Here is a 16,131-nt window from a genome sequence, read left to right as displayed (position 1 = left end):
CTGAGCAGCGATGTGTGAATTTCGTTCGCAGAGGTTCACCCATGCTCCTCCGCCGCGGCCTCCGCGAGCGCCTGGTTCAGCGCCCGCAGCGCATCGACATGATAGAGCGTGCCGATGATCTCCGGCGGGGCGGGCGGGCCGATCATCGCCGGATCGCGCGGCTCGGGCGGGCGGATCACCGGCAGGAAGGCGCCCCCCATCCGCTCGAATTCCGACAGCGCCAGATCCAGCGTCGCGCCATCCACCAGCGTCCGCCCGCTCAGCGCCAGATTGCGCACCAGATCCGCCGCCGGCGCATTCTCCGCCCCCGGCAGCCGCATCAGCGAATTGATCCGCATCTTCTGCGGCAACCAGACCTGCGGCCCCTCCGCGACATGTATGCCGCGCAGCTCAAGCTGGGTCAGGAAGAAGGAGCGGTGCAGCAGCCTAGACGCCAGTGCCGAGGACAGAGAGACCGCCGTCATCACCGCGATCCCGGTCTGAAAATCGCCGGTCATCTCGAAGATGATCAGCGCGGTGGAAATCGGCGCCCCCAGCACCGCTGCCGCGACCGCGCCCATTCCGGCCATGGCATAGATCGTCGTGCCGCCCGACAGGTTCGGGGCCACCGATGTGGCGATCATGCCGAAGGCCAGCCCGGTCAGCGCCCCCAGCACGAGCGCGGGCGAGAACACGCCGCCGCCCATCCGCCCGCCCAGGGTGATCGCGACGGCAACCACCTTGACCAAGGCAAACACGATCACCTCTCCCAGACCAAAGGCGCCATTCAGCGCTGCAAATGTCGTCTGATATCCGACGCCAATGATATGGGGAAAGGGAATGGCGATGACGCCCAGCATCGTGCCGGCCAGCATGGGGCGCAGCCAGCGGGGCCAGCCGGTGCGCTGAAACAGCGCTCCTGCGGTCGCATCCGCGCGCAGGATGGCAAAGACGAGCGCCGCCGCGACAAGCGCCGAGACGAGACCCAGCAGCATGAAAGCGGGCAGTTCGACGAAAAAGCCCAGGCCCGGCTCTCCGGTCAGGGCGAACTCCGTGGCGCCGCCGAAGGCCTGCCGGTTGATGACCGTGCCCGCGACCGCGGCAATCGCGATGGGCGCGAAGGCATGGGCCGAGAAATGCCGCAGGATCACCTCATGCGCAAAGAGCGCGCCCGCGATCGGGGCGTTGAAGCTGGCGGCGACGGCGCCGGACACCGCACAGCCCAGCAATTCGCGCCCGGTCATCGGGCTCGCATTGATCCGCGCCGCGAACCAGGTGGAGATCACGCCCGCCAGATGGACCACGGGCCCCTCGCGTCCCGACGACCCGCCCGTGCCGAGCGTGATCAGCGAAGCCGCGGCAGAGGCCAGCCCCTCGCGCTGCTCGACCCGGCCGCCCTCAAGTGCCGCATCTTCGATCACGTCGCTGACCGTGCGCACGCGCCCGTCGCCGGTGAAGCGATCGAGGATCAGCCCCACGGCCAGCCCGCCCATTGTCGGCACCGCCACCAGCCACCACCAGGGCAGGCGATGCGCGTCATTGGTGAGCGATTGATCGTCGATCCCGTATGCGCCGCGTTGCAGCGCGTCGATCCCCAGCCGGAAGAACAGCGCCGCCAGCCCTGCGCCGATCCCGATCAGCAGCGCCAGCAGCCAGAACTGCATCTTGCTGGGCCCCTGCGTGCGCAGAAGCTGCATCCCCACCGCCGCCTGCTTGCGCATCTGCGAGAAACCGCCTGCCAGCCAGTGGCCGGGCGCGGCATCATTGCGGGGCTTTCGTGGCGGCGGAGCATGGGCCATTCTGGCATCAAGCAAAAGGGGAGACGCATGGTCAACCATCGACAGGCTTTCGATGAAATTCGGGCGCTGATCGGGGCGCGGCTGTCACAGGGCGAGGCCGATCGCGACCAGCACGGGCAATCCGAGACCTGGCACCGCGCGCCTCCGCCCGACGCCGTGGCCTGGCCCGAAACGACGCAGGAGGTCAGCGCGATCCTGGCCATCTGTCACCGCCATCGCTGTCCGGTCATCGCCTGGGGCACCGGCACGTCGCTGGAAGGCAATGCGCTCGCCACGCAAGGCGGGTTGGTGCTGGACCTGATCCGCATGAACCGTGTCCTCGACATCCGGGCTGAGGACATGCTGGCCGTGGTGCAGCCCGGCGTGACGCGCGAGGCGCTGAACACCGATCTGCGGGCCACGGGGCTCTTCTTTCCCATCGACCCCGGCGCGAATGCCAGCCTGGGCGGCATGGCCGCCACCCGCGCCTCGGGCACGATGGCGGTGCGCTATGGCACGATGCGCGACGCGGTGCTGGGGCTGGAGGTGGTGCTGGCGGATGGCACGGTGATCCGCACCGGCACCAAAGCCGCGAAGTCCAGTGCCGGCTATGACCTGACCGCGCTGATGGTCGGATCGGAGGGCACGCTCGGCATCATCACCGAGCTGACCCTGCGCCTTCACGGCCAGCCCGAGGCCGTGTCCGCCGCCGTCTGCGCCTTCGACAGCATGCAGGATGCGGTGAATTGCGTCGCCGTGACCATGCAGAGCGGCATCCCCATGGCGCGGATCGAGTTCATGGATGCGGTGGCGATGCGCGCGGTCAACCTGAATTCGGGCACCGATTACCCCGAACAGCCGCATCTGATGATCGAGTTCAACGGCTCTCCTGACGGGGTGAGATCCAATGCCGAGGCATTCGGCGAAATCGCCGCGGATTGCGATGGCCGGGGCTTCAGATGGGCCTCGACGCCCGAGGACCGCACCCGGCTGTGGGAGGCGCGCCACGCCGCCTATTGGGCGACGCTGAAGCTGCGCCCCGGCGCGACGGGCGTGGTCACCGATGTCTGCGTGCCGATGTCGGAACTCCCTGCCGCGGTGGAGGCCGCGTCGGCGGATATGGAGGCGGCGGGGCTGATGGGCAACATCGTCGGCCATGTCGGAGACGGCAATTTCCACACGCTGATGCTGGTCGAACCCGGAAATGCGCAGGAGCTGGCGCGGGCCAAGGCCGCCGCCGACGCGATGGCCCGCCGCGCCCTTGCGGTGGGCGGCACGGTCAGCGGCGAGCACGGCATCGGGCTGGGCAAGCGCGCATTGATGGGAGAGCAGCACGGCGCGGCCTGGCCGCTCATGGGGCAGATCAAGCGCGTGCTCGATCCGCACGGCATCCTGAACCCCGGAAAGCTGGTGCCGGATCACGAAGATGCGTCGGAACCGGCAGGCTCGGCTCCGGGTTGATCCTGCAACCAACCTGTTGCCATGAGGTATCCGACATGTCCGCCGATCCTGACCAGCCCCCCGAAAAGGAAGCCCGCCGGCATGTCCCCGCGCTGATCGCCATCGTCGTGGCGCTGATCGTCGCCGTGATCGCGGCGCTTGTCTTCGGCGGGACCGAGCCCGAGGAGGTGACCGACGAACCCACGGCGAACACCACCGAGGAGACGGCCGGCACCGAGGCGGAAGGCGACGGGACGGAGTAGCTCGGTCGATGATAATTCCCACGCGATCTTCGGCTTCTGACGCGTTCGTGAGCGCGTGGCGGTCGTGACATGGTAAGGCAATGCTGCGATAACCCTCAAAAACCGGGCAGGGGGCATCATGTCGCGCATCATCACCATATTTTCGGCTTTGGCATTGCTGCTTCTGGCGGCCTGTGGCGGCGGTGCGCCGCGCGAGGTCGTCGTGCAGAACAATGGCGGCGGCTGGGTCGGCGGCAGCGTGCCGCGGCTTGGCGACAACAAGCCCCATACGTGGCGTGGCGGGCACCCCTACAACCTGGCCGTGCACGGCATCGACATCTCGCGCTGGCAGGGCAATATCGACTGGAACCAGGTCCGCAGCTCTGGCGTCAGCTTCGCCTTTCTGAAGGCCACCGAGGGGGGCGATCACACCGACCCGGAATTCCGGCGCTACTGGCGCGAGGCGGGGCAGGCGCGGATCCCGCGCGGCGCCTATCACTACTACTATTTCTGCCGCTCCGGCGCCGAGCAGGCGGCGTGGTTCATCCGCAACGTCCCGCGCGAGGCAGGCTCGCTGCCGCCGGTGCTGGACATCGAGTGGACCAATTCGCGGACCTGCCCGCGCCGCCCCGGCTCGGCCGAGATCCTGCGCGAGGCCTCCACCTTCCTCTCGGTGCTGGAGCAGTATTACGGCCAGCGACCCATCGTCTACACCACGGTGGATTTCTACCGCGAGACCGGCATCGGGCGGCTGAATGCAGAGTTCTGGCTGCGCTCCGTCGCGGATCATCCGCGCAATGTCTATCCCGGCCAGAACTGGACCTTCTGGCAGTATACCGGGACCGGCAGCGTGCCGGGGATAAGCGGAAATGTTGATATCAACGCCTTTGCGGGCAATGTGGGACAGTGGCGTACATGGTTGAATCGTCGGCTCGTTCGGTAAGCCATCGTGTCGTGTGGGGCCGGCCCGGACAGCCGGGCCGGGTCCGCAGAGCTGTCGAGTTCATGCTTCTGTTCGTGGCGATCCCCGTCGGGATCGCGCTGTTCCTGCCGCCGCAACAGATGTTTCAGGCGCTGTTCATGTTCTCGATCGTCGGGATGGGGCTGTTATGGTTCACCGGCGGCTTCGACTGGCGGGCGCTGCTGCATGGCTGGGGACGGTTCGACTGGCGGCTGTTTCTGGCCTTCGGCCTGCTGACCTTCACCTGCTCGGTCGTCGTGCTTTACCTGACCCGGCCCGATGCGCTGTTCGGCTTCATCCGCCGCGATCCGCGGTTCCTGATCGTGATCTGGGCGCTCTATCCCCTGCTCTCCGCGCTGCCGCAGGAGCTGATTTTCCGGGTGCTGTTCTTTCACCGCTATGGCTGGCTGTTTTCCGGCCCGCGCCAGGCGGTGCTGGCGAATGCGGCGCTCTTCAGCCTCGCCCATCTGATGTATTGGAGCTGGATCGTCGCCGTGTTCACCTTCTTTGGCGGGCTGATCTTTGCCAGCGGCTATCTGAGACGGGGCTTTCCCTGGGCCTGGGCGCTGCATGCCGTCGCCGGCAACATCCTCTTTGCCGTGGGCATGGGGGTGTATTTCTATTCCGGCAATGCCGTGCGCCCGTTCTGACGGGTCGCGAAGGGCCGGGCCGTGGCTTGACTTCACCCCCGTCCCGCTGTTCATGCGGGGGCTGAACGAAAGAGGTCCGCCATGCACGCCTATCGCAGCCACACCTGCGCCGATCTGAGAGCCGAACACGCCGGGCAAGAGGTCCGCCTGTCGGGCTGGGTTCACCGCGTCCGCGATCACGGGGGCGTGCTGTTCGTCGATCTGCGCGACCATTACGGCATGACGCAGGTGCTGGCCGACAGCGATTCGCCCGCCTTCGCGGCGATGGAAAAGCTGCGGGCGGAGACGGTGATCCGCATCGACGGCCGGGTGAAGATGCGTGACGAGGCGCTGCGCAATCCCAAGCTGCCGACCGGGGACATCGAGGTCTATGCCACCGATCTGGAGGTTCTGGGTCCGGCCGAGGAGTTGCCGCTGCCGGTCTTTGGCGATCAGGACTATCCCGAGGAGACGCGGCTGACCTATCGCTTCCTCGATCTGCGCCGCGAGAGCCTGCACAACAACATCATGCTGCGCTCACAGGTGATCCGCAGCTTGCGCAACCGCATGTGGGACACCGGCTTCACCGAGTTCCAGACCCCGATCATCACCGCCTCCAGCCCCGAGGGCGCGCGGGATTTCCTCGTGCCCTCGCGCCTGCATCCGGGCAAGTTCTACGCGCTGCCGCAGGCCCCGCAGCAGTTCAAGCAGCTCATCATGGTGGCGGGGTTCGACCGCTATTTCCAGATCGCGCCCTGTTTCCGCGACGAGGATCCGCGCGCCGACCGCTCACCCACGGATTTCTACCAACTCGACGTGGAAATGAGCTTTGTCGAGCAGGAGGACGTGTTCGCCTCCATCCAGCCGGTGATCCAGGGCTTGTTCGAGGAGTTCGGCGGCGGCCGCCGCGTCGACGCGGACTGGCCGCGCATCCCCTATGCCGAGGCGATGCTGAAATACGGAAGCGACAAGCCCGACCTGCGCAACCCGATCGAGATGCAGGTTGTGAGCGAGCATTTCCGCGGCTCGGGCTTTGCGATCTTCGCCAAGCTTCTGGAACAGGACGGGACAGAGGTGCGCGCGATACCCGCGCCGACCGGCGGCAGCCGCAAATTCGCCGACCGGATGAATGCGTTCGCGCAGCGCGAGGGGCTGCCGGGGATGGGCTATATCTTCTGGCGCAGGGGCGAGGACGGGATGGAAGCCGCCGGGCCCATCGCCAAGAATATCGGCCCCGAGCGGACCGAGGCGATCCGCCAGCAGCTTGGTCTGGGCGAGGGCGACGCGGCGTTTTTCCTTGGCGGCAAGCCCGAGGCGTTCGAGGCCGTGGCGGGACGCGCGCGCAATGAAATCGGGCGCGAGCTGGGGCTGACCGACGAAGACCAGTTCAAATTCGCCTGGATCGTCGATTTCCCGATGTATGAGAAAGATGACGAGGGCCGTATCGACTTCAGCCATAACCCCTTCTCCATGCCGCAGGGCGGGATGGAGGCGCTCAACGGCGATCCGCTGGCGGTGAAGGGCTATCAGTACGACCTGGCCTGCAACGGCTACGAGCTGATCTCGGGCGCGATCCGTAATCACAAGCCGGAGATCATGTTCAAGGCGTTCGAACTGGCCGGCTATCCGGCCTCCGAGGTCGAGAGCCGGTTCGGCGGCATGGTCAAGGCGTTCCGCTATGGCGCGCCGCCCCATGGCGGCTGTGCGGCGGGGATCGACCGGATCGTGATGCTGCTGGCTGACGAGCAGAATATCCGCGAGGTCATCATGTTCCCGATGAACCAGCGGGCCGAGGATCTGATGATGAACGCGCCGTCCGAGCCGACGAACGAACAGCTTCGTGAATTGCGGCTTCGGGTTCTGCCGAAGGAATGACGCGGGCGGAGCATCGCGCGGCGCTCGGCTGCGCGCTCGCGGCCGCCGGGCGGGACGGGTCTGTCTGATCGGTTGAGAGATCGGCTGTTGCGCTGCGCGCACGGGCACGGGGAAACGCCAGCCAAGCGCATTCGCATTCTGATTCACGACTGCTGGTCCGGACTCAGGTGAGCGATGCGCGCGGCACCTATCCCTGGCTCAATCTCGACAGCCTCTGATGAACCAACGCGCTGATCCTGGTCAGATCGGTGGCCAGGGCCCGCCCTGCGGCGTGGTCGCGCGACAGCGCCTCGGCCGCCTCGGCCAGCACCGGGTCATGGGCCGAGCGGGCCACGCCCGCCAGGAATTTCGCGATATAGCCGACCGCCGATCCATCCCCGGCCGTCGCCAGCACCTCGGCCACGTGGCGCAGATCGTCGCGCAGGGCGGCATGGTTGGGCGTTACCCGGTCATCGGGCAGCAGGCGCGGCCCTGAAGGCGCGACCTCGGAAGGCAGGGTGGACAGGATGGCCTGCTGGAACACCGCCAGGTTGTCGATGGGTTTTTCCAGAAAGCCTTCGGCGCCCGCCGCCAGGGCGTGATCGCGCTCTGCCGGGTCGCCGGAAATTGCCAGCACGGTCGGTGCCTGGGTCTGCAGCGAGCGGATCTTGCGGATCAGATCGGCACCGCTGCCATCGGGCAGCCCCATATCCACGATCACCACGCAGGGCCGGTAGGTCCGCAGATGACGCATCGCCGCGCCCAGGCAATCGGCGCGGCGAATCCGCGCACCCGAGCGCAGGCACAGCAGCCGTATCGCCTCGGACGCGTAAAGGGAATCCTCCACCACCAGGACCGTCAGCCCCGAAAGGGGGCGGCCCGGCAAGGGCGCGCTCCACAGCGGCAGCGGCACATCGGTCGTCACGCGTTCCGTCAGCATCGTTCCGTCCCCTTCTGGAATCACCCTGTAGCCCGAAGCTAGCGGGCAAGCTGCTAAGGGAGGGTTAAGGCCCGGGCCGATCCGCTTGGCATTCCCCGGGCCAGGGCGTATGAGCGGGCACGCAATTCCATCGGGTGGCCGACGATGAATCTGACCGGCGCAATCGTGCTTTATGCGGTGCTGTGGTTCCTGACCCTGTTCCTGCTTCTGCCCATCGGGCTCGTCAGCCAGGAAGAGGCGGGCGAGGTCGTGCCCGGCACCCATGCGGGCGCGCCGGCGCGGTCCGGGCTGAAGAAGAAGGCGCTGTGGGCGACCGTGGTGTCTGCCGTGCTTTGGGCGGGTTGCGCCTATGTGATCCTGGGCGGACTCGTCACCCGCGAGGATGTGATGGGCTGGGACCAGTTCCTGCGCTGAGCAGATGGAACAGATGGGTGAATGAGGCGGCGGCCAGAACCGGCACCGCGATATTCGCCACCGGCACTGTCAGCGCGAAGGCGATCATCACGCCGAGCAGGGTGACGCTGGTCCCGTGGCGCTGCCGCAGCGCGGTCGCGGCCGGCGCATCCAGATGCCGCCGCGCGGCCATCTGGAAGAACTCCCGCCCCAGAAGCCAGCCATTCGCGGCATAGAACAGCAGCGGCGCAAACGGCCCCAGAAGCGGCGTGGCGATCAGCGTCAGCAGCCCCACGACCAGCACCGAACCCATCACCGGCAGCGATTCGAGCAGGCCGTCCCAGAAATCCGGCTCGGCACCCGGCCGGGCGGGGTAATGGATGGCCTCGACCTGCCGTGCGACCCGCTCCGCGTAGAGCCCCGCGAAGGCCGCCGCCACCGGCGCCATCAGGAAAAAGCCGAGGATCGGAAACAGCGCCAGGCTGCCCAGGCTCAGCGCCGGGCCGAGCGTGATCTCGCCCCAGAAGGGCAGGGTCACGCTGCCGCCCACGAAAAGCCGCAATGCCCAGAAAATGGCGATCTGCAACAGGATGAACAGCCCGATCGTCAGCCCGATCCCGCGCAAGAGCAGGCTGAAGATCCGTGGCCGCAGAAGATCCGCCCAGCCACGCAGCAGGGCCTGCATCGCGCTCATTCAAGGACCGTCGTCTTGGCGGCGATGTCGGGGCGCGGGCGCTCCGGCGGTGCACTGCTGCCCGCGCTGCCGATATGGATCAACCCGACGACCTGTTCCCCCTCTGCCACTCCCAGATGGGTGCGGGCGAAATCCCTGTGCGAGGCCATGCCGGTCAGCCAGCTTGCGCCGAACCCGGCCGCAAGGGCTGCGTTCAGAAGGCTAAGGCAGACCGCGCCTGCCGACAGGACCTGCTCCCATTCCGGCACTTTGGCGCCTTCGACCGGGGCAGAGACCACCGCCACAACCACCGGCACCCGCATGGCGTTGCCGTGTTTCGCCGCCTTCTCCGGCGGGTTACCGGCCTCGGCCGAGGCGGTCTCGACCAGCGGGGCCAGCTTTTCGAGGGCGGCGCCGCGCATGACGATGAACCGCCAGGGTTCCAGCTTGCCATGGTCCGGCACGCGCGCGGCGATGGTCAGCAGATCCTCCAGCTCCTCCGCGGTGGGGCCCGGCCCGCCGAGCAGGGCGGGCGGATGCGAACGGCGGCGGCGCAGAAACTCGAGCGCGGCGGGATTGGCTTGGGTCATGCAGATCTCCTTTGCAGAGTGATCTAGCGTCGGGACTGCGCCGCGCCAAGCCTTGACGGGCGGAGGAGGGTGTCAGAGCGTGACGCATGGCGAAATCCCTGCCCGATCTGTCCCACCTCTCCGCCACCGGCACCCGCTTCGATGTCCGCGTGACGCCGCGGGCCTCGGACAACGCGATCCGGCTGGATGCGAACGGCGCGATCCGGGTTTCGGTGACGCAGGTGCCGGAGAACGGCAAGGCGACGGCGGCGGTCATCACATTATTGTCACGCGCCATCGGAGTGCCGAAATCCCGGCTGGTGCTGATCCGCGGGGCCAACTCGCGCGACAAGAGCTTCCGGGTCGCGCCCTAGCGGCGGGTCAGCCGATACCCGCCTTCCGGCAGGTTCAGCGCCGCGCGCAGCTCGTCCAGTTGGCGCGCGCTCAGCGTGATCTCGCTGTAGCGGTCGGAATCCGGCTCGTCCTGGCGCAGCACCACGCGATCGTCAAAGGCGGTGATGATGACATCACCCTGAAGCGGTGCGGCCTCCGGCTCGTCGATCAGGGTGATGACCGTGGCGTCGAAATCATGCTCGATGGTAAACATTGCGGCTCCGTGTCCTGAGCTATGGGGGCAACCTGACCGGAACCGGTTTGCCTCGCAAGGGGGGCTTGTCTATTCTCCCCCCAGCCTGTCGTGAGAGTATGCGCATGATCCTTCGTCACGTTCGTTCGTTCTGCCTGTCGGCCGTCGCCGCCCTTGCCGTGACGGCCTGTGCGCCGGTCGTGGTCACCGACACGCCGCGGGTGCCGGTGCCGGATCGCCCGACGGCCGAGGTGACCGTCGTCCGCCCCTCCGCGACCACGCCGCAATCGCCCCGCCAGGCGGCGCGCAACTTCCTCAGCGTCATCCGCCGGATGGAGCCCGCGATCGAGCGCGAATGCGTCGCGCGGCGGTCGAGCAACATCAACTGCGACTTCCAGTTCGTCGTCGACGACCGGCTGGAGATGGAGCCGAACGCGTTCCAGACCCTCGACAGCACCGGACGGCCGATCATCGGTTTCACGGTGTCGCTGATCGCGGCGGCGCAGAACGCGGATGAGCTGGCCTTCGTGGTCGGCCATGAAGCCAGCCATCACATCCTGAACCATCTGGACCGAAAGGCCAGCTCGGCCACGGCGGGCGCCGTGATTCTGGGAGGTCTAGCGGCGGCGGCGGGGGCGGATGCGGACACGGTCAGCACGATTCAGCGCATGGGCGCGTCGGTGGGTTCGCGGGTCTATTCGCGCGACTGGGAGCTTCAGGCGGATTACATGGGGGCCATCGTGACGCTGAATGCCGGCTACGATCCGATCAACGGCGCCGAGTTCTTCCGACGGATGCCCGATCCCGGCGACCGGATCCTCGGCTCGCACCCGTCGCGCGCCTCGCGCATGGCGCAGGTGCAGCGTGCGGTCGCCGATGTCAGGGCCGGACGGACCCGGTAGGTTGGGGTGAGCTGGTCCAAGCTGTCCTACCAGCTTCAGGAGCTGCTGGCGCAGATCTGGGTGAAGGTATTGGCCTTCGCGATCCTCGGGGTGGCGACGGCGCTGATCGCGCTGCTGCTTCGGCCGGTGATCCCGATCTGGCTGACCAGCAGGCTCGGCATCGACGCGGTCGGTGTGGTGCTGCAGATCATCGCCTCGTCGATGCTGGCGGTGACGATCTTCTCGCTCTCGACGCTGGTGAATGCCTGGACCAATGCGCAGCAGCACGCCACGCCGCGTGTCCTGCCGCTCATCGTGGCGGATGGTCGCAGCCAGACGGTGCTGGGCACGTTCATCGGCGCCTTCGTGTTCAGCCTGGTCGGCATCATCATGCTGCAGACCGGGGTCTATGGCGGGCCGGGCCGGGTGATCCTGTTTGCCGCGACCGGCGTGGTGGTGCTGCTTGTGATCGCTGCGCTGATGCAGTGGATCGAGATCCTGAGCGATCTCGGCCAGATCCGCGACGTGCTCGACCGGCTGGAACGCGCCACGGCGGAGGCGGTGGAGTATCGGCAGACCGCGCCTTGGCTGGGCGGGCATCGCTGGTCCGGCGATCCGCCCGAGGGGGCCGAGGCGCTGCTGACCGAGGCGGTGGGCCGGGTGCGTCATGTCGATGCCGGAACGCTGCAATCCATTGCAGAAGCGCATGGGCTGACGATCTATCTCGACGGGATACCGGGCAGCCATGCCCATGCCGCCCGCCCGATGCTGCATGTCGCCGGACTGCCCGGACCCGGCGAGCCGCGTGAGGTTCTGCTGCGCCGGTTGATGGGCTGTTTCACCATCGGGGCGACCCCCAGCTTCGAGCAGGACCCGCTGCACGGCCTGTCCGCACTGGCAGAAGTCGCGCAGCGCGCCCTGTCCCCGGCGATCAATGATCCCGGCACGGCGAATGAGGTGATACAGCGTCAACTGAAGCTGCTGACCAAGGCCGGACCTGTTGCTCCCGGCGAGGAGATCCGCCGTCCGAACCTGCATGTGCGCGAAATCACGGCGCGCGACATGATGGATGCCGCGTTTGCCCCGATCGCGCGGGATGCCGGGGCGATGATGGAGGTGCAGTGCGCGCTTATGGACGCAGTGCTGGCGCTGACCAAATTGCAGCCCGATTTTTACCGTGACTCGGCGCGGAGAATCGCCGATCTTGTGCTGTATTATGCCGAGTTGAAGGGGATTCCCGACCCGATGCTGGCCGAGCTGCGCGACCGGGCATCCGCCATGAACGGGTTGTAGCCGTTAACTTTTTTCATGTTGTGACGTGGCGTCATATTTTTAGTGAAACATCCAATCACATGCAAATCGTCTTTGTGAAATTTAGAAAATGATTTATCCAAACCGGGCTATCAAAGGTGAATCGCCCAACCAGATTCATCGTCGGGAGGCAGGCATGATCGGAGTCGTGATCTGGAGCAGCGAATCCAGCCGCAAAGCTGTTGTCTGGTGTGAGGACCAGGGTCCGCTGGCCTATATGCGCGGCTCCGAAAGTCTGTCGCAAGACGGCAACTGGCCGATGCCGGGCGACCTGCTGCGCATGGAATGCGAGACCGTCGGCAATCTGCGCCAGGCGCGGGCGGTCTGCGTCATCGGGCCGAAATGCTGTCCGCAGCTTCCGGCGGCGCTGATGGGCCAGACCAACCGTCCGGCCTCGCATCTGCGGGTGGTGGCGCGAAACGACGATCCCAAGCCGCGCGCGAGTTCGGACCGGCAGGTGGCGCGACGCCGAAAGCGGCTTTCCTCGGCCATCAGCTCCTGACCGGCGGGCGGGTCGGGCGGCGGCTGCGCCGCGCCGACCCAATGTCAGACCCGCGACATCATGCGCCGCGGGCGAGTGCTGCCACGCCGGTGCGCGCCTGATCGGTCAGCCCGAGCGGTCGGACAAGCTCTGCGAAGGCATCCAGCTTATCCGGCGTCCCGGTGATCTCGAAGACAAAGCTGTTCAGGGTCGAGTCGACCACATTGGCGCGGAAGATCTCGGCAATGCGCAGCGCCTCGACGCGGTGATCGCCGGAGCCTGCGACCTTGAACAGGCCCAGTTCGCGCTCGACGCTGGGCCCTTCGGCGGTCAGGTCGTGCACGTCATGGACCGGCACGATGCGCCCGAGCTGCGCCTTGATCTGTTCGATCACCGCCGGGGTGCCGCGCGTCACGATGGTGATGCGCGAGCGGTGCCCCTCATGGTCGGTCTCGGCCACGGTCAGGCTGTCGATGTTGTAGCCCCGGCCCGAGAACAGCCCGATGACACGCGCCAGAACGCCCGGCTCGTTCTCGACCAGCACCGCCAGCGTGTGCTTCTCCACGATCTCGGCATTGGGATCGCGAAGGTCATAGGCGGAATGGCTGGTCGCGCCCTGCTTGATGTTCAATGCTGCCATGATCCTGTCTCCTTACACCAGTGCGGCGCCGCCGGCGAAGGCTTCTGCCTCGGGCGAGAGCAGCATCTCGTTATGCGGCTTGCCCGACGGAATCATCGGGAAGCAGTTCTCGTGCTTTTCCACCAGCACATCCAGGATGAACGGCCCGTCATATTCGATCATCTCGCGGATGGCGTCGTCCAGCTCGGCCGGGTCGCTGACCTGCCGGCCCTTGCAACCGAAGGCTTCGGCCATCTTCACGAAATCGGGCAGGCTCTCTGACCAGGACTGGCTGTAGCGCTCACCATGCAGCAATTGCTGCCATTGCCGCACCATGCCGAGGCGTTCATTGTTCAGAATGAACTGCTTGACCGGGGCGCGGAACTGCACCGCGGTGCCCATTTCCTGCATGTTCATCAGCCAGGACGCATCGCCCGCCACGTTGATGACAAGCGCCTCGGGATGGGCGACCTGCACCCCGATCGAGGCCGGCAGACCGTAGCCCATGGTCCCGAGCCCGCCGGAGGTCATCCAGCGATTCGGCCCCTCGAAGCCCAGATATTGCGCCGCCCACATCTGGTGCTGCCCGACCTCGGTGGTGATGTAGCGGTCACGGTCCTTGGTCAGCGCCTCAAGCCGTTCCATTGCGTGCTGCGGCTTGATGATCTTGTCGGAATTCGCATAGGCGAGGCAGCGTGTCTCCTTCCACTGTTCGATCTGGACCCACCATTTCCGGACCGCGTCCGACCGGGTCTTGCGGCCGCGGGATTTCCAGATCTTCAGCAGATCCTCCAGCACGTGGCCGACATCGCCTTGGATGGGGATCTCGACATTGATGATCTTGTTGATGCTGGACGGGTCGATGTCGATATGCGCCTTGAGCGAGCCGGGGCTGAAATCATTGACCCGCCCGGTGATCCGGTCGTCGAACCGCGCGCCGATATTGATCATCAGGTCGCAGCCATGCATCGCCAGATTGGCCTCGTAGGTGCCGTGCATCCCCAGCATGCCCAGCCAGTGCTTGCCCGAGGCCGGGTAGCTGCCCAGCCCCATCAGCGTCGAGGTGATGGGAAAGCCCGTGGCCTCCACCAGCTCGCGCAGCAACTGGCTGGCGCCCGGACCGGAGTTGATGACCCCGCCGCCGGTGTAGAAGATCGGCCGTTCGGCCTGCTCCATCGCCTCGACCAGCCGGGTGATCGCGTCCGTGTCACCTTTTTTCCTGGGCTGATACGGGCCGGGCTCCACCTGCTTGGGAGAGACATAGTCGGCCTCCGCGAATTGCACATCCTTGGGAATGTCGATCAGCACCGGACCGGGCCGGCCGGAGGTGGCGACGTGAAAGCCCTGATGGATGGTCTGGGCCAGCTTGCCCGGCTCCTTGACCAGCCAGTTATGCTTGGTGCAGGGCCGCGTGATGCCGACCGTATCGGCCTCCTGAAACCCGTCCGTGCCGACCAGGAAGGTCGGAACCTGGCCCGACAGGACCACCAGCGGGATCGAATCGAGCAGCGCGTCGGTCAGCCCGGTCACGGCGTTGGTCGCACCCGGCCCGGATGTGACGAGGACCACGCCCGGCTTTCCGGTCGAACGCGCATAGCCTTCTGCCATATGGACCGCGCCCTGCTCGTGACGGACAAGGATATGCTTGATGTCGTTCTGCTGAAAGATCTCGTCATAGATCGGCAGCACCGCCCCGCCCGGATACCCGAATACCGTGTCGACGCCCTGATCGCGCAGTGCTTCGACAACCATTTTCGCACCCGTCATCTTTCGGGACATCGGCTCAACCCTCTTTGTCTGGTGGCAGCGCCGGATGCACCGCCATTCGGGCGGCATCCATGCCGCGCCGCCGCAAACTATGGGCGGCGCTGCGAGGCGTCAATGGCGAAAGATACAAAAGTGACGTTTAATCCGCAGTTCACGCAATAATATTGCGCGGTCAGGGCAGGTCGATCCGCGCCACCTGCTCGACGATCGGATCAACCGCAAGCGGGTGCGCCTCATCGCAATGATCGGCCGGGTTGCCGATATCCTGCCAGACCCCGCCCTTGTAGATCTCGAGCGCGCCGAACCTGGCCTTGTAGTCCATCTTGCGGCTGCCCGGCACCCAGTATCCGAGATAGACATAAGGCAGTCCGGTTTCGCGGGCCAGCTCGACATGGTCGAGGATCACATGCGTGCCGAGGCTGCGATGGCTGAGCCGCGGGTCGAAGAAGCTGTAGACCAGCGACAGCCCGTCATCGAGAATATCGGTCAGGCAGACCGCCGCCAGATCGGGATCGGACAGCACCGAGTCGCCCGCGTCCGCGCCGGTGGTGTCGGTGCCGAGGATGCCGCTGCCACGATACTCGATGACCCGTGTGCGCACCGCGGTCTCCTCGACCATGGCGGCGAATTCAAAAATATCCATATCCGCCATCCCGCCATCGGCATGGCGTTGGTCGAGATAGCGGCGGAACAGGTCGAACTGCTCCTCCGTGGCCCAGGCACTCGTCGCCAGCCGGGACAGGTCGGCATTGCGCCGCGCGACCCGGCGCTGCGTCCGGCCCGGCTCGAAATCCTTCACCCGGATCCGCGCCGACATGCAGGCCACGCAGCTTTCGCAACTGGGGCGGTAAAGCACGTTCTGCGACCGGCGGAAGCCCTGGCGCGACAGCGCGTTGTTCAACTCCTGCGCGTTTCCGGGGTGCAGCGCGGTGAACAGCTTCCGCTCCGCCCTTCCATGCAGATAGGGGCAGGGCTGCGGGGCGGTGACGTAGAATTGCGGCGAATGGGTCAGCGTGTGCCGCATGGCA

Annotated in this window: 18 protein-coding genes; 10 read left to right on the top strand and 8 right to left on the bottom strand. The window is 66.4% G+C overall.

All coding sequences use genetic code 11. The features are described 5' to 3' along the window. Positions 1-35: 35 nt before the first annotated feature. Positions 36-1,700: a chloride channel protein gene (locus BLT73_RS00465; protein ID WP_090520881.1), complete on the bottom strand. Its 1,665-nt coding sequence runs from the start codon at positions 1,698-1,700 to the stop codon at positions 36-38. A gap of 105 nt (positions 1,701-1,805) precedes the next feature. Here BLT73_RS00465 and BLT73_RS00460 point away from each other — a divergent pair, with 105 nt between their 5' ends. The 5 genes from BLT73_RS00460 to aspS all read left to right on the top strand — a co-directional run bounded on the left by BLT73_RS00460 (position 1,806) and on the right by aspS (position 6,904). Next, on the top strand, positions 1,806-3,218 hold the full coding sequence (locus tag BLT73_RS00460; protein ID WP_090519912.1) for an FAD-binding oxidoreductase: 1,413 nt from the start codon (positions 1,806-1,808) through the stop codon (positions 3,216-3,218). Positions 3,219-3,253: 35 nt separating this feature from the next. Beyond that, on the top strand, positions 3,254-3,460 hold the full coding sequence (locus BLT73_RS00455) for a flagellar basal body-associated FliL family protein (protein ID WP_090519911.1): 207 nt from the start codon (positions 3,254-3,256) through the stop codon (positions 3,458-3,460). Between the two features lie 118 nt (positions 3,461-3,578). After that, entirely contained in the window at positions 3,579-4,382 is an 804-nt protein-coding gene (locus BLT73_RS00450; RefSeq protein ID WP_090519910.1) for a glycoside hydrolase family 25 protein, read from the top strand. Positions 4,383-4,444: 62 nt separating this feature from the next. Next, positions 4,445-5,050, top strand: coding sequence for a CPBP family intramembrane glutamic endopeptidase (locus BLT73_RS00445; RefSeq protein WP_245726882.1), 606 nt, complete (start codon positions 4,445-4,447; stop codon positions 5,048-5,050). An 81-nt stretch (positions 5,051-5,131) separates the two neighbouring features. Next, positions 5,132-6,904: an aspartate--tRNA ligase gene (gene aspS, locus BLT73_RS00440; protein WP_090519906.1), complete on the top strand. Its 1,773-nt coding sequence runs from the start codon at positions 5,132-5,134 to the stop codon at positions 6,902-6,904. 187 nt (positions 6,905-7,091) lie between these two features. Here aspS and BLT73_RS00435 read toward each other — a convergent pair whose 3' ends face one another. Beyond that, positions 7,092-7,823: a response regulator gene (locus tag BLT73_RS00435; RefSeq protein WP_090519905.1), complete on the bottom strand. Its 732-nt coding sequence runs from the start codon at positions 7,821-7,823 to the stop codon at positions 7,092-7,094. Positions 7,824-7,967: 144 nt separating this feature from the next. Here BLT73_RS00435 and BLT73_RS00430 point away from each other — a divergent pair, with 144 nt between their 5' ends. Then, positions 7,968-8,237 carry a DUF1467 family protein gene (locus BLT73_RS00430; RefSeq protein ID WP_090519904.1) on the top strand — a complete coding sequence of 90 codons (270 nt, stop codon included), beginning with the start codon at positions 7,968-7,970 and terminating at the stop codon, positions 8,235-8,237. Here BLT73_RS00430 and BLT73_RS00425 read toward each other — a convergent pair. Beyond that, positions 8,194-8,910, bottom strand: a complete 717-nt coding sequence (locus tag BLT73_RS00425; RefSeq protein ID WP_245726880.1) for an EI24 domain-containing protein — start codon at positions 8,908-8,910, stop codon at positions 8,194-8,196. The two genes, BLT73_RS00430 and BLT73_RS00425, sit on opposite strands and share 44 nt — an antisense overlap. Then, complete coding sequence (locus BLT73_RS00420; protein WP_090519903.1) at positions 8,907-9,479, bottom strand: nitroreductase family protein; 573 nt, start codon at positions 9,477-9,479, stop codon at positions 8,907-8,909. The genes BLT73_RS00425 and BLT73_RS00420 overlap by 4 nt, the downstream gene beginning before the upstream one ends. Positions 9,480-9,565: 86 nt before the next feature. Between BLT73_RS00420 and BLT73_RS00415 the strand changes: the two genes are divergently transcribed. Continuing rightward, entirely contained in the window at positions 9,566-9,832 is a 267-nt protein-coding gene (locus BLT73_RS00415; RefSeq protein WP_090519902.1) for a DUF167 domain-containing protein, read from the top strand. Here BLT73_RS00415 and BLT73_RS00410 read toward each other — a convergent pair. Beyond that, entirely contained in the window at positions 9,829-10,065 is a 237-nt protein-coding gene (locus BLT73_RS00410; protein WP_090519900.1) for a hypothetical protein, read from the bottom strand. The two genes, BLT73_RS00415 and BLT73_RS00410, sit on opposite strands and share 4 nt — an antisense overlap. 104 nt (positions 10,066-10,169) lie before the next feature. Between BLT73_RS00410 and BLT73_RS00405 the strand changes: the two genes are divergently transcribed. From BLT73_RS00405 to BLT73_RS00395, 3 genes are all read left to right on the top strand, one after another. Then, a complete protein-coding gene (locus BLT73_RS00405) occupies positions 10,170-10,946 on the top strand; it encodes a M48 family metalloprotease (protein ID WP_090520877.1) in 777 nt (258 codons plus the stop codon). A 6-nt stretch (positions 10,947-10,952) separates the two neighbouring features. After that, positions 10,953-12,218, top strand: a complete 1,266-nt coding sequence (locus BLT73_RS00400; protein WP_090519899.1) for a DUF2254 domain-containing protein — start codon at positions 10,953-10,955, stop codon at positions 12,216-12,218. Positions 12,219-12,372: 154 nt separating this feature from the next. After that, positions 12,373-12,738: a hypothetical protein gene (locus BLT73_RS00395; RefSeq protein ID WP_176804826.1), complete on the top strand. Its 366-nt coding sequence runs from the start codon at positions 12,373-12,375 to the stop codon at positions 12,736-12,738. Between the two features lie 58 nt (positions 12,739-12,796). Here the strand turns inward: BLT73_RS00395 and ilvN are convergent, their stop codons facing one another. From ilvN to BLT73_RS00380, 3 genes are all read right to left on the bottom strand, one after another. Continuing rightward, positions 12,797-13,357 (bottom strand): acetolactate synthase small subunit, encoded by a 561-nt coding sequence (ilvN, locus tag BLT73_RS00390; protein WP_090519897.1) that lies wholly within the window; start codon positions 13,355-13,357, stop codon positions 12,797-12,799. A 12-nt stretch (positions 13,358-13,369) separates the two neighbouring features. Beyond that, complete coding sequence (locus BLT73_RS00385; protein WP_090519896.1) at positions 13,370-15,115, bottom strand: acetolactate synthase 3 large subunit; 1,746 nt, start codon at positions 15,113-15,115, stop codon at positions 13,370-13,372. A 160-nt stretch (positions 15,116-15,275) separates the two neighbouring features. Further along, positions 15,276-16,127, bottom strand: a complete 852-nt coding sequence (locus BLT73_RS00380) for an arginyltransferase (protein ID WP_090519894.1) — start codon at positions 16,125-16,127, stop codon at positions 15,276-15,278. Positions 16,128-16,131: the final 4 nt, after the last annotated feature.

The sequence above is a fragment of the Paracoccus isoporae genome, from assembly GCF_900101865.1.
Classification (GTDB): Bacteria; Pseudomonadota; Alphaproteobacteria; order Rhodobacterales; family Rhodobacteraceae; genus Paracoccus; species Paracoccus isoporae.
The sequence above is the reverse complement of the archived record's forward strand: the minus strand, read 5'-3'. Positions and strand labels throughout refer to the sequence as shown.

Excerpts from the sequence above, each read along its gene's own strand:
- BLT73_RS00465 (WP_090520881.1), bottom strand. The coding sequence starts at position 1,700 with ATGCGCAAGCAGGCGGCGGTGGGGATGCAGCTTCTGCGCACGCAGGGG.
- BLT73_RS00460 (WP_090519912.1), top strand. The coding sequence starts at position 1,806 with ATGGTCAACCATCGACAGGCTTTCGATGAAATTCGGGCGCTGATCGGG.
- BLT73_RS00455 (WP_090519911.1), top strand. The coding sequence starts at position 3,254 with ATGTCCGCCGATCCTGACCAGCCCCCCGAAAAGGAAGCCCGCCGGCAT.
- BLT73_RS00450 (WP_090519910.1), top strand. The coding sequence starts at position 3,579 with ATGTCGCGCATCATCACCATATTTTCGGCTTTGGCATTGCTGCTTCTG.
- BLT73_RS00445 (WP_245726882.1), top strand. The coding sequence starts at position 4,445 with ATGCTTCTGTTCGTGGCGATCCCCGTCGGGATCGCGCTGTTCCTGCCG.
- aspS (WP_090519906.1), top strand. The coding sequence starts at position 5,132 with ATGCACGCCTATCGCAGCCACACCTGCGCCGATCTGAGAGCCGAACAC.
- BLT73_RS00435 (WP_090519905.1), bottom strand. The coding sequence starts at position 7,823 with ATGCTGACGGAACGCGTGACGACCGATGTGCCGCTGCCGCTGTGGAGC.
- BLT73_RS00430 (WP_090519904.1), top strand. The coding sequence starts at position 7,968 with ATGAATCTGACCGGCGCAATCGTGCTTTATGCGGTGCTGTGGTTCCTG.
- BLT73_RS00425 (WP_245726880.1), bottom strand. The coding sequence starts at position 8,910 with ATGAGCGCGATGCAGGCCCTGCTGCGTGGCTGGGCGGATCTTCTGCGG.
- BLT73_RS00420 (WP_090519903.1), bottom strand. The coding sequence starts at position 9,479 with ATGACCCAAGCCAATCCCGCCGCGCTCGAGTTTCTGCGCCGCCGCCGT.
- BLT73_RS00415 (WP_090519902.1), top strand. The coding sequence starts at position 9,566 with ATGGCGAAATCCCTGCCCGATCTGTCCCACCTCTCCGCCACCGGCACC.
- BLT73_RS00410 (WP_090519900.1), bottom strand. The coding sequence starts at position 10,065 with ATGTTTACCATCGAGCATGATTTCGACGCCACGGTCATCACCCTGATC.
- BLT73_RS00405 (WP_090520877.1), top strand. The coding sequence starts at position 10,170 with ATGATCCTTCGTCACGTTCGTTCGTTCTGCCTGTCGGCCGTCGCCGCC.
- BLT73_RS00395 (WP_176804826.1), top strand. The coding sequence starts at position 12,373 with ATGATCGGAGTCGTGATCTGGAGCAGCGAATCCAGCCGCAAAGCTGTT.
- ilvN (WP_090519897.1), bottom strand. The coding sequence starts at position 13,357 with ATGGCAGCATTGAACATCAAGCAGGGCGCGACCAGCCATTCCGCCTAT.
- BLT73_RS00385 (WP_090519896.1), bottom strand. The coding sequence starts at position 15,115 with ATGTCCCGAAAGATGACGGGTGCGAAAATGGTTGTCGAAGCACTGCGC.
- BLT73_RS00380 (WP_090519894.1), bottom strand. The coding sequence starts at position 16,127 with ATGCGGCACACGCTGACCCATTCGCCGCAATTCTACGTCACCGCCCCG.